Origin of the sequence: Phocaeicola coprocola, from assembly GCF_041333015.1 — a bacterium.
Lineage (GTDB): Bacteria > Bacteroidota > Bacteroidia > Bacteroidales > Bacteroidaceae > Phocaeicola > Phocaeicola coprocola.
Map to the genome: position 1 here is coordinate 946,882 of NZ_JBGKGM010000004.1, position 12,567 is coordinate 959,448.

At 41.2% G+C, this 12,567-nt stretch carries 7 protein-coding genes; 6 read left to right on the forward strand and 1 reads right to left on the reverse strand.

All coding sequences use genetic code 11. The features are described 5' to 3' along the window. Window position 1 precedes the first annotated feature (1 nt). Window positions 2-1,225, forward strand: coding sequence for a clostripain-related cysteine peptidase (locus tag ACDG22_RS14800; protein WP_270230545.1), 1,224 nt, complete (start codon window positions 2-4; stop codon window positions 1,223-1,225). A gap of 5 nt (window positions 1,226-1,230) precedes the next feature. Here ACDG22_RS14800 and ACDG22_RS14805 read toward each other — a convergent pair whose 3' ends face one another. After that, complete coding sequence (locus ACDG22_RS14805; RefSeq protein ID WP_007567107.1) at window positions 1,231-1,761, reverse strand: DJ-1/PfpI family protein; 531 nt, start codon at window positions 1,759-1,761, stop codon at window positions 1,231-1,233. Window positions 1,762-1,928: 167 nt separating this feature from the next. Here ACDG22_RS14805 and ACDG22_RS14810 point away from each other — a divergent pair, with 167 nt between their 5' ends. The 5 genes from ACDG22_RS14810 (at window position 1,929) to ACDG22_RS14830 (ending at window position 12,550) form a co-directional block, all read left to right on the forward strand. Next, a complete protein-coding gene (locus tag ACDG22_RS14810) occupies window positions 1,929-2,273 on the forward strand; it encodes a winged helix-turn-helix transcriptional regulator (RefSeq protein WP_370858949.1) in 345 nt (114 codons plus the stop codon). A 187-nt stretch (window positions 2,274-2,460) separates the two neighbouring features. Further along, entirely contained in the window at window positions 2,461-6,477 is a 4,017-nt protein-coding gene (locus ACDG22_RS14815) for a hybrid sensor histidine kinase/response regulator transcription factor (protein ID WP_370858950.1), read from the forward strand. 304 nt (window positions 6,478-6,781) lie between these two features. Then, the gene (locus ACDG22_RS14820; protein WP_370858951.1) at window positions 6,782-7,615 is read left to right on the forward strand and encodes a glycoside hydrolase family 16 protein; all 834 of its coding nucleotides are present in this window, start codon (window positions 6,782-6,784) and stop codon (window positions 7,613-7,615) included. Between the two features lie 19 nt (window positions 7,616-7,634). Next, complete coding sequence (locus tag ACDG22_RS14825; protein WP_040311849.1) at window positions 7,635-10,829, forward strand: SusC/RagA family TonB-linked outer membrane protein; 3,195 nt, start codon at window positions 7,635-7,637, stop codon at window positions 10,827-10,829. Between the two features lie 38 nt (window positions 10,830-10,867). Next, window positions 10,868-12,550 (forward strand): SusD/RagB family nutrient-binding outer membrane lipoprotein, encoded by a 1,683-nt coding sequence (locus tag ACDG22_RS14830; protein ID WP_370858952.1) that lies wholly within the window; start codon window positions 10,868-10,870, stop codon window positions 12,548-12,550. Window positions 12,551-12,567: the final 17 nt, after the last annotated feature.

Consider the following 12,567-nt stretch of genomic DNA (forward strand, 5'->3'; position numbering starts at 1 on the left):
CATGAAAAAAATCCTGCTATATATTGTTTCGACCTTAATTCTGGTTGCTTGTTCTGATGAAATTCCCGAACATCATCAGCCTGTCCGTGCAAAACGTGCCGTACTTGCCTATATGGTAGCCAACAATAATCTCGATGGGCTTATTATGCAAAATATACAATGGATGTACGAAAGTCTTTCTACAGCCAAGGATAATTGTACACTGGTAATTTACTACAAACCATCAGAAAGCAACCAGTACATGAAAACGGCAGAGATACTTGAGTTCACAACCGACGGATATGGAAGAATAAACGGACAAACAATATTAAGTGGTTCTTCGCTTACTTCAGAAAACGTTATATTGCAGGCCGTTCATCATCAGGCATCAATAGGAATTGCAACCGATCCTTTTATCATGGCAGAAAATCTTCGTATGATGCAAGACATAGCACAAGCAGAATCATACGGATTGATCTTGGGATCTCATGCCAGTGGATGGCTTCCATCTCCTAACGCAATAAGTACATTTTCTTTTGGATGGGACGGAGTGGAAAGTAATACCATTGACATACCCGAACTTGCAACTACTCTGGAACAAAGTTTTCCTGAAAATAATCTCGACTTTACGCTGTTCGATGCCTGTATGATGGGGACAGCTGAAGTCTTTTATGAATTACGCAATGCTACCCACTACTGTATTGCCTCAGTAATGGAAACTCCTGCTGCAGGATTTCCTTATAACCGCTTTTTCACCGGTTTATACGAAAGTGATATAGATTATGCAAAGGTTTGTAATGAAACCGTACAATACAATAAGGAAAACAGATGGTGGGGAACATACGCAGCAGTAGACTGCACTGCAATGGAAAATGTAGCTCAGGCTATAAAGGCAGAGCTAAAGGAGCACCAGTCCGAATTAAGTACACTCGACTATACTCAGATACAACAATACGGTTACGAAAAATATAAAAACTTCTCATTCGACTTACTCGATTTTATCAAACAACTTAATGGAGGTACTATTCCAGCTACAGTAGAAAACAGTTTGTCTCAAGCTGTTGTAGCAAAGAATTGCCTGAATGGAGAAGAATATCCGTTTGTAACACTGAAAATAGATGCTACACGTTATTGTGGTATGGGCATGTATTTCCCCGGCAGAAATATCAGTTATACGTGGGACAGATACTGTCAGTCATCTATCGCATGGTATAACGCTGCCGGGTGGGATAAAATACAACCCTAATCGATTTATTTCTTCAGTACTTCAATCAATTGAGGCATCATCGAAGGCAGGGTATGTTCGCATTGTGCCGTAAAGAAATTGCCATCAATTTCATACTCAGCATCCGTAGCAATCCCTTTGCTTATAGCCGATTTTACCATTGGATGAAGGGCAAGTCGCTTACCTTCTGTCACACCGGCTATTTCAAACATCAGTGCAGCAGCACAATGCCCTGCCATCAGTTTACCTTTTTCTGCAAATTCCTTAATAACCTGCATCATAGCAACATAAGGAGCTTCTGAAGCATGCTCTCCAAAAACAGGAATCGCATCTCCACAAGAAAAGACCAGTGCATCGTACTCATCGGCATGCCCTTTCAAATGTTCTACAGTATCATCTGTGCGAAGTGCGATACCTGAATTCGTACGAATATCAGTCGTTTCCGCTACGGCATAGACACGATACTCAATTTTGTTTTCGTAAAAACTTTCCAAGTACTGAAACAGCCCCAATCCATTTACCGGATTGACGGCTAATACTGCAACACGCTTTGCCATAATTCTAGTTTTTTTTAAATATACATTAGTTATTATTAGTAACTTTATTACTTTTGTGTTGCAAATGTATCGACCTTACCCGGATAATACAAGAAGGCACATCAACGTCAGTCACTTACACCAGTGTAAGTATTATTATAAAACAAGCATTTACAAACTGTTAATATATGCAAAACTTTCATCATTCAGGTATATGTCCTATCCGAGATATCATCGCACGCATTAGTACCAAATGGGCAATGCTGGTTTTAACAACCCTTCATACCAACGGAGTTATGCGGTTCAATGACATACAGAAAAGTATCGGAGAGATCTCACAACGAATGCTAACTGTTACATTACGCTCTTTAGAAACAGACGGACTGATAAAACGCACCGTTTATCCGGAAGTTCCCCCTCGCGTGGAATATAAGTTGACTCAACGAGGTGAAAGTTTAATGCCAATATTGAAAATGTTAACCAATTGGGCACTTGATCATGCAGAAGAAATCATGAAAGACCGACAAAAGTAACTATACAGCAAAATAGAAAAGTTATATTCACATGCGTTTTTCATATTTGATTTAGTTTAATTATTTTTGCAATATATGACAAATGATTTTGCATACAGCTATTTTTACAATAATCCTTGAATCACCAACAAAATCAGTATATCATACTTATGAAAAACGACCTCATGTCTTTGATAAACTTTACCGCATGAAAATCTTACTGAAATATATCATTATTCTCCTTGTATGGGCTATAAGTACTACTGCTCAGGCTGAATTGACAAACAAGATGTTCAACATCAGACATATCGGTCACGTAGAAGGACTTAGCAGCCAACGAGTGTTTTCAATCGTAGAAGACAACCATCATGCAATGTGGATTGCAACAAAAGCAGGTATAGACCGATACAATGGCCAGATGGTAAAAAACTATACCTTAGAGGGAAACTTCTATTATGGTGATATGGCTGGACGCAGAATCCGCTTACTGTATCACGAAAAGTACGGATTATGGGCATACGATCACACTGGCAGAATCTATCGATACCGGCCTGATACAGACAGTTTCGAACAAGAATTATATTTAGGCGAATCTATCAAGGGAGAAATTATCCTGAATAAGCTCTGTATGGGTCCAAACGGAACATTATGGCTGGGGTTAAGTAAAGGATTATACAAAAAAGCTCCCGATGAAGCTGTTTCACAGATTATTCCGAATAAGTACATCAATGACATTATCTGTGTAGGAGATTCTCTATTTACAGGAACATCCAACGGAGTGTTATATATATCATGTTCAAATCCTCGGCACACCAAAGTTCTCACAGAGAACAAAAACGTACAAACTCTTTTTTATGATAGCGCACATAAACAGCTTTGGATCGGAACATTCAATAATGGACTATGGACACTGGATCCGACAACTGGCATAGTAGAACACATCGAAAAACAGAACTCCTGCTTTTCCAGTCCCATCCGGGCCATCACAGCCTACGACGACCATACCCTACTGATCGGAATAGATGGAGGAGGTGTACATACAGTCAATCTGGAAACTAAAAGAAGTAATCTTTTTATCAATACAGAAGATAACAGCGATATCTACCTGCAAGGAAATGGAGTTTATGCCGTAACCCGCGATCATCAGGGAAATATCTGGATAGGAAGTTATACGGGAGGAGTATCTGTTGCTATCTACCTGAAATATCCTATAACTATCCTCAACCATGAAAGAGGTAATCCACAATCGCTGGCAAACGATAATGTCAATGATATCGAAGAAAATACCAACGGTGATATATGGTTTGCCACTGACGACGGAATCAGTATTTTAACTCCCTCCGGCATCTGGAAACATATACTGAAATCAACCGTTACCGTAACGTTGTGCAAAGGTAAAGACAGCAATATATGGGCCGGAACCTACGGAGACGGTGTGTATCAAATAGATAAGTCCGGAAAAACAACCACACACCTCACAGAAGGAAAAGGAGAACTGACTACCAACTACATATTCTCGATCACCGAAGATTATGACGGCGACTTGTGGATTGGGGGACTTGATGGCGGACTGGTTAAATGGGACAAATCAAGACAACGTAAACAGGTGTTCGATGTGAACTGGATACACTCCATTATGGCTATAAACCATCATCAGATAGCAGTAGCCACAGTAAACGGCTTCTGCATAATAGACAAACAGAGTGGAACTGTCAAACCTTATGCTACCACTCAAGATCTCAATGAGCAAAATGCCAGTGCTTACATCATTTCCATGCTTTTTAATGATGACGGAACAGTATGGTTAGGTACAGAAGGAGGAGGACTGAGTTTATATAACATGAATACTCACGAGCTGAAAACATTTACTACCCACGAAGGTATGTTGTCTGACGACGTATACAGTCTGCAACGGGATTCCCAGGGAGGTATATGGGCAAGTACAGGAAAAGGACTGGCTATTGTTAAAGACTTCCAGGTATCAAATTTGAATTATATCTATGACATAGACAAAGTATATAATAAATCATCGTATACCCAATTATCTGATGGAAGATTTGCATACGGAAGCACTAACGGAGCTGTATTTATTTCTCCCGACGCAGTAATGATGGTAGATTATCAAGCTCCACTGCGATTTACCGATTTACGAGTTGAATATCTCAATCCGCATGAAGCCAGACAGCTACATCCCTGCATCTATCAGATGCTAGTCGATAAGGACGTCCATCTGGGATACAGCCACAATTCGTTTGTCGTTATTTTCGAATCTATAAACTATCGGTTCCAGCACGACATTGCTTATCAGTATATTTTAGACGGATACGAAAAGTCATGGAGTAATCTATCTTCAAACGGATCTGTACGATATACCAATGTATCTCCCGGAACATATACACTCAAAGTACGCAGTTTGAGAAAAAGTAATGGAGAAATTATATCCGAGCAGACACTACCCATACAAATCGCACAGCCCTGGTGGAACTCATGGTATGCATGGATAGTATATATCTGTCTGGTAGGAGGTATTTTTTACTTTATCCTCCGCTTCAAGAGCAACCAGCTTCAGAAGCAATATGATGAAGACAAAATCAAATTCTTCATAGATACGGCTCACGACATCAGAACTCCGGTTACACTGATTATGGCCCCACTGGAAGATTTAGGAAAACAACAGGAACTATCTGTCGATGCACGTCAGCTGCTGGATATGGCACGTAACAACACGCGCAAGCTTCACACTCTCATCACACAACTGCTGGAGTTTGAGAAAGTAGATACACACAAGAAGTCTATCACACTGGAACCTGTAAATCTGAGTGAACTGCTTGTTGAAGAATGTGCAAGCTTCCAGGCACTATGCGACAAAAAACAGTTGCATTTGCATATTTCATTACCAGATCAGGATGTATATGCCATGGCAGACAGACATCTAATGGAAATGTTACTCGACAATTTACTCTCCAATGCATGCAAGTACACTCCATCACACGGAAATATAGAAATAAGTCTGCGATATAATAAGCAAAAAGTTATCATCGAAGTAAAAGACAATGGCATCGGTATACCCTCCAAAGCCAGAAAACACTTATTTAACAGTGTATACCGGGCTGAAAATGCCAGAGAATCACACGAGTCTGGCACAGGATTCGGTTTATTGCAGGTACAGCGTATTGTAAAGATGCTACATGGAAAAGTATCTTATGAATCAGAAGTAAACAAAGGTACAACATTCTCTGTTACATTACAGAAAGCTCATAATACAGCTGCCGTATCACAAACACTTCAGGCTACTTCACACCTATCATCACCTTCACAACAAAACGAAAATACTACATATTCTTCACCAGAGAAGAAAGAGGTTGAAGAGAAACTGGAAGGTAAAGATACGTTGCTGATAGTAGAAGATCACGAAGAATTGCGCTACTATCTACGCAAGACCTTTGAACACTATTATCGTGTCATTGATGTCGCAAATGGGAAAGAAGCTCTCGATTATCTGTCGAATGAATATCCCGATCTGATCTTATCGGATGTAATGATGCCGGGGACTCAGGGGGACGAATTATGTCAAATGGTAAAAGAAAATCCGGATACAGCCGGTATACCTTTTATCTTGCTCACTGCCAAAACCAATTATGATGCCGTAGTAGAAGGATTGAAAAAAGGCGCAGACGATTATATCCCCAAACCTTTTAGTACAGAAATACTAAAGTTAAAGGTACGCGGATTCATAGAAAACAGAAATCGTCAGCGAGATTTCTTCATGCGACAAGCTCTCAAAGAGGTAGAAAATGGCAGAAACAATACCACATCAACTCCTGACCAGCCAGCTCAACAAAGTGATGACACCATTGATAACCAGCCGGCACTTTCCGAAAGTGACCATGCATTTGTGATACGTGCTACTCAACTGGTCATTGAGAATATCAGCAATGCAGAATTCAATATCAACAGTCTGTGTCAGGAAATGGCTATGAGCCGTACTCTTTTTTACAGCCGGCTCAAATCGCTGACAGGAAAAGCTCCGCAAGAGTTTATCCGTATCATCCGATTACAACAAGCAGCCGAACTGCTGAAGCAAGGCAAAAACGTGACAGAAGTAGCTACTGATACAGGATTTATAAATGTAAAATATTTCAGCATGCTATTCAAAAAACAATTTGGCATTCAGCCCAGCAAATATGAGCAGGACAGTTCAGCCTCATCATCAGACAAGCAATAAGAAATTCATTTAGTCTTACATAAGAAAGTCGGTAAAAAAACAGTTTACCGGCTTTTTTTATGCCTTCTTCTCTCAAAAACGACTCTTTTCACCGGCATAAAGCTGTTTCAGATAGTCATAAAACTATCACTTCCAGTAGAAATGTCAGCAATCAAACCTTATATGTCAGCTATCTGACCATCTTATTTGCATACAATCCCCACTTTTGCACAGAGCTCAACAGCCACACGGCGTATTAGTCACCGCAGCTACAACCGGGCTCCCTACGAACCGATAATGATCTTAACCCATAAATATCTGTAATATGAAAAAAGTAAAAATTCTACTGGCACTGGCAATGTGCTCAATGTATCAGTCCTGCTCATCCGATGAAGTAAACATGAATCCGCAGGAAGAATCTCAGGAAAAAGTTGTATTTAAAGATGACTTCGAAACATTCGACAGCAATGTATGGACCAAAGAAGAACACGAAGCCGGATGGGTAAATCAAGAACTGCAAATATATGATGCAGCACATGTATCGACCGGGACAGATGAAGGACGATCTGTACTTATTTTAACGGCAGAACGGAAAGGAGACAAAATCTATTCCGGAAGAGTAAACAGTCAAGGTAAAAAAAGTTTTCAATATGGTAAGATAGAAGCAAGCATCAAGCTTCCCCAAACAGCAAATGGTCTATGGCCTGCATTTTGGATGATGGGCGACAATAATATGCCTTGGCCTCAGTGCGGAGAAATCGATATTATGGAAATGGGACAGGAAAACGGTATAATCAACGGTACGTCTGAAACCTATCTCAACACAGCCATCCACTATGGAACCGACTACGAAAGCGGACATCGTCAGGAGTACCATGCCGATAATGTTCCACAAAGTCTGCAAGATGGGAAATATCATACCTACTTGCTGGAATGGAATGAAAACAGTCTGACTGTAAGCATAGACGGAACCAAGTTTTACACTTTCGACATCAGCAAAGTCAGCGGACGTTATGAATATTTTCACCATAACTTCTACATCCTGTTCAATCTGGCTGTAGGTGGAAGTTTTACCGGCATCACAGACGTCAATGCCATCACTGCATTAAAAGACGGAGAGAAGGTAAACATGTATATCGACTGGATAAAAGTTTATTAATCTTAATACAAACAAATCTATGAAAACAAAAAATTGCAGGTACACACTATTATGTGGCACACTCTCACTTTGTTTTATAGGTGGAATTTCACCGATGAAAGCAATTACCCAACCAGTTCATTCTGCTGTTGAGCAACAGACCCACACTGTAACCGGAACTGTAACCGATGCTACCGGTCCCGTTATCGGAGCATCAGTTATAGAAAAAGGAAATACTACCAACGGAACCATCACCGACTTAGATGGAAAGTTTACATTAAACGTAGCTCCAGGTGCAACACTGGTTATCAGTTACATTGGCTACAAAACGATAGAAATAGAAGCAAGTAAAAAGCCATTGAATATTGTCATGGCTGAAGACAGTAAGGTATTGAATGAAGTCGTAGTAACTGCATTAGGTATCAAAAGAGAACGTAAGGCATTGGGCTACGGAGTTGATGAGGTAAAAGGCGAATCGCTTACAAAAGCCAAGGAAACAAACGTAATCAACTCGATGGCAGGTCGCGTTCCGGGACTTGTAGTCAGCCAGACAGCCGGAGGTCCTTCCGGATCAACACGAGTTATTTTGCGTGGTAGCACAGAAATGACAGGAAACAACCAGCCGTTGTATGTCATCGACGGTGTGCCTCTTGATAATACCAACTATGGTAGTGCCGGTACTTCAGGAGGTTTCGATTTAGGTGACGGAATTTCCAGTATTAATCCCGATGATATCGAAAACATGTCTGTATTGAAAGGTCCTGCTGCATCTGCTCTTTACGGTAGCCGTGCCAGTCATGGAGTTATCCTCATTACAACCAAAAAAGCCAATGGAAAAGAGAAATTCAGTGTAGAATATAATGGTACACTCACTTTCGATACTCAGTTGGCTAAATGGAACGATATACAGCAGGTATATGGTATGGGAAGCAACGGAACATACAGCATCGATGCCATTTCAAATACGAACAAAAGCTGGGGACCAAAAGCTGACGGCAGTAATATGCTGACATATTTTGACGGTGTAGCACGTCCTTATCTCATCATTCCAGACAATACTTCCGGATTCTTCCAAACAGGTCTGACAGCTACCAATACAGCTATCATCAGTGCCAACAGCGGACATACAGGTGTACGTTTCACCTATACCGATATGAGAAACAAAGATATTGTTCCTCAGTCGAACATGAGCCGTGACATTTTCAACCTGCGTACCAACACCAGTCTGGGAAAGGTAGATGTTGACTTCAGTGCCAACTATACTCGCGAAGCTGTAAAAAATCGTCCGGCACTGGGTGACAGCAAATCGAACATCGGAAAGAACCTGATGACTCTGGCAACAACCTACGATCAGGAATGGCTGAAAAACTATCAGGATGAAAACGGTGAATATTCCAACTGGAATGGTATGGACCCATACAACGTAAATCCTTACTGGGACGTTTACAAAAACTCCAACAATTCCAAGAAAGACCAGTTCCGTTTCAATGGAAAAGCAATCTGGAACATTAACAAACACCTGAAACTGCAAGGTACAATCGGTGCAGAACTGAACTATTTCATATTCGAAGATTTCAAAGCTCCTACTACCCCGGGATACGAAGCCGGTTATTTGCAGAACAGTAATTTCCGTAACCGCATGTACAACTTCGAACTACTTGCCCTCTATAACAATACGTGGGGAGATTTCGATTTCAATGCAACATTGGGAGGAAACGTTTACAAGGTCAACAATCAGACTACCGTCACTACTGCCCAGGATATGCAAATTCGTGATGTAGTAGCCCTGATGAGCTTCAATGAAACCAGCTTGGAACAGAACAGTTACCGTAAACAAATCAATTCGGTTTATGGTGCAGTAAACGTAGGATGGAAACATTTGGTTTATCTCGATGCAACTTTACGCGGCGACCAGTCGTCTACCCTGCCTATCGGAAACAATGTATATGTTTATCCGTCATTCTCCGGAAGTTTTGTATTCTCGGAATTACTAAAACAAAGTGACCTGATGCCTTACGGAAAGTTCCGTTTATCATGGGCACAAGTAGGTAGCGACACCGACCCTTATCAGTTGGGATTGGTGTACAGCAAATCGAAATTCACCTACCCGGGCTATACCATCGGATACATCAACAATTCGACAATGCCTAATAAAAACTTGAAACCGACTAAGACCAACTCTTTCGAACTTGGTCTGGAGATGAAGTTCCTGAAGAACCGTATCGGACTCGACTTTACTTACTACACTCAAAACAGTAAGAATCAGATTATGGGTATGGCCAGTTCATGGACTTCCGGTTATAACTACCGCCTGATCAACGCTGGTGAAATTGAAAATAAAGGTATCGAAATCGCACTTAACACACGTCCGATAGAACTTAAGGATTTCTCCTGGGATTTGAACCTGAACTTTTCAAAGAACAGCAATAAAGTAAAGAAACTGGTAGATGGCATGGACATGTTCGAACTTGAAAAAGCAGCATGGCTGGATGTACAAGTTGCAGCAAAAGTCGGCGAGAACTTCGGAGCCATCGTAGGACCGGACTTCAAACGCAATGAAAACGGAGATATTCTTATAGACCCGCAGACCGGACTTCCACAGTACGACAAGAGCAATCATGTACTGGGTAATGCTTCCTGGGACTGGACCGGAGGTCTTGGAACAACGCTTACTTATAAAAACTTATCTCTCTCTGCTCTTTTCGATATCAAAGTCGGAGCTGACCTCTATTCTATGTCTGCCCGTGCTTCTTATGAATCTGGTAAAAGTAAAGAAACACTCGCAGGCCGTGAAGAATGGTATCGCTCGGAAGAACAACGCCAGGCCGCAGGTATTGCCAAAGGTTCTCCCGACTGGACTCCTACCGGTGGTTTCATTGCTCCGGGTGTAATTGATAACGGTGACGGAACTTATCGTCCGAATGATATTTACATTAACCCGGAAGATTACTGGATGAGTGTCTGCCGAAATGCTCCGTCAATGTTTATCTACGACAATTCATACATCAAATGCCGTGAAATCACCTTAAGCTACAGAGTACCTCAGTCATGGCTGAAAAACGTAGTAAAAGGACTCACAGTTTCATTCGTTGCACGTAATCCGTTTATCGTATGGAAGAATATTCCAAATATTGATCCGGATTCAAACTATAACAATACAACCGGTATGGGATTGGAATATGGTTCACTCCCATCACGCAGAAGTTACGGATTCAATGTCAATCTCAAATTCTAAAGATAGTTCATTACGTAATATATTAAAGAAGAAATACAATGAAAAACTATAAATCATATTTTACCCTGATATTGGCGGCATTCATCATATTCTTTACAGCATGTAGCGATGAGTATATGGAGAATATGAATACAGATCCGTCGAAAGCCTCAACTATCGATCCGAATGCACAGCTTACCACAGCCCAGCTACAGACTTACGGTGATCTAGGAATGGTAGAAATTTACAGAAACTACCTGTATGCATTCAACCAACAACTTATGGGATGTTGGAATACAACAAACTATGGAGGCAGACATACTGTCGACAATAATGAAATGGGACGTGTCTGGACAACATTCTATACCACAGCTATCAAAAATCTGACAGATGCTCAATATCGTACAGCCGATAATGCTGAAAAAGTAAATATCAATTCGGCAGTACGTATCTACAGAGTATACCTTATGTCGGTCATTACAGATATTCATGGAGATGTACCTTGCAGTGAAGCAGGCAAAGGCTTTCTGGAAGAGAAATTCAACCCACGTTACGATACACAGGAAGAAATCTACAACGATTTCTTCACAGAACTCAAAACTGCCGGCAACAACATGGATGCCAGCAAAGACAAAATTACAGGTGATGTTATTTTCAACGGCGACGTAAGCAAATGGAAAAAACTTGCCAACTCTTTGAGAATGAGATTTGCCATGCGTATCTCCAATGTCGCTCCTCAAAAAGCTCAGGAAGAGTTTGAGGCAGCCCTGCAAGACGAAGGTGGAATCTTCCAAAGCAATGATGACAATGCACTTATCCAATACATGGAAAAATCATTCAGTTTCGGACAAGAAGCCTATACAGACTACCGTGGAAATGCCTTGTCACAACTGTTGTTCGGTAACGATCCGGCCAATAACCCAAGCTATCTATGTTCTACTCTCTTCAATCAGTTGTATAACACAGGGGATCCTCGTACGTTTATGATCGGACGCTGCTATTACGATGGCCTGATGAGTTCTACCAGCCCCGATAACCGCATCGATCTGACAAACGAAATGCTGGAAAAAGGTATCGCTTTCCAGCCATGTGAACCGGGAGCATTCAGCTATGATCCGTGGCCTAGTGGATATGACAGCGATATTTTGAAGGAGCTTGCAGAAACCAATCCTTCCATAAGCACAACAGTAGCTCGTGAAACAGAACCTAAACTGGCTAACAACTTTCTGAAAAGTACAAACCCCGGCGTAGTCATGACATACGCAGAAGTTGAATTTCTATTGGCCGAAGCTTCTCTCAAAGGATGGAATACAGGAAGTAAGTCTATAGACGAACTGTACAGAACAGGAGTACGTGCAGCTATCGATTTCCTGACAGAAAGCTATGGATGCGACCAGGTTTCGGATGAAACATTCGAAGAATATATAAATCAAAACGGAATCGGACATACTGACGAACAGAAAAAAGAAGCCATCAATACACAGGCCTGGATTCTCCACTTCACTAATCCAGCTGAATGTTGGGCAAACATACGCCGTTCTGGTTATCCGAAATTGAAATCACCTGCTGAATACGGTTTCGGACAATATCTGACCGGCGGTACTGAAATTCCAGTACGTCTTTGCTACCCGGTTCTGGAATCATCTTACAATAAAGTAAGTTACGAAGAGGCTCTAAACCGCATGGGAGGAACAGACAACTGGTACACTCCGGTATGGTGGGACAAAGATGCAACAAAATAACAATCATTTTTTAATTA